We start from the raw sequence: 824 nt of genomic DNA, 5'->3' as shown, positions 1-824 counted from the left end.
TATAGCTAAGCACACCTAAAAGTGTTATAAATTAATTATCAAACCCAATTGTTATTATAAAGACCATGACTTACTCACTAGATTTTCGTATGCAAGTTCTTAAAAGCTTAGACGAGGGTATGACCTTTGCCGAGGCAGCTGAGTTTTACAATCTGAGCCCAACCACTATACAGAACTGGAAGAGACGTGTTCATAGTAAAACAACCAGGCAAACCAAACCCTATAAAATACCAGATGACGTGCTACTTAATGATGTTCAAGAACATCCCGATGATTACCAGTATGAGCGAGCTCGTCGTCTAAACTGTAGTAAAACAGGCATTTATCATGCCCTAAAGCGACTTGGCATCAGTCAAAAAAAAGACCTTAGAACACCCAAAAGCCTGTCCGATCAAAAGAGCGATATACCACAGTAAGCTTGATAACTTTAAACAACAAGGCTATCCCATCGTCTATATATACGCGCGCGGCTTTGAGCACGAGACCATTCGCTCTCATGGTTATGCACCGATTGGTAAACCCTGTATCGATAGTTACAACTGGCAAGGTAAAAAGCGAACCAACGTTATCGGTGCTCTATATGAAAAGATGCTGTTTGCACTAGATTACTTTGAGACAAACATCAACAGCATCGTTTTCTATCACTGGTGCAAACACAAGCTAATCCCAAGTCTTAAAACCAAATGCGTGATTGTGATGGATAATGCCAGATTTCATAAGAATAAACGCATTCAAAAGCTACTGAACAGGCATGGTCATCGTATTCTTTGGCTACCGCCGTACAGCCCTGATCTGAACCCTATCGAGAAAAAATGGGCTCAGGT

The 824-nt window shown here is 40.9% G+C and carries 2 protein-coding genes; both read left to right on the top strand.

Going from position 1 to position 824, the window contains the following annotated elements; translation table 11 throughout:
• The first annotated feature begins 65 nt into the window (after positions 1-65).
• Positions 66-416 carry an IS630 transposase-related protein gene (locus QL919_RS14105; protein ID WP_290190096.1) on the top strand — a complete coding sequence of 117 codons (351 nt, stop codon included), beginning with the start codon at positions 66-68 and terminating at the stop codon, positions 414-416.
• Positions 343-824: transposase (locus QL919_RS14100; RefSeq protein WP_290190095.1), on the top strand; the 482-nt coding region annotated here is incomplete at its 3' end. The genes QL919_RS14105 and QL919_RS14100, both read left to right, overlap by 74 nt.

This window comes from Psychrobacter sp. APC 3426, from assembly GCF_030408035.1.
In the GTDB taxonomy this organism is placed as follows: domain Bacteria; phylum Pseudomonadota; class Gammaproteobacteria; order Pseudomonadales; family Moraxellaceae; genus Psychrobacter.
This window is presented reverse-complemented; position numbering and strand designations above follow the sequence as displayed.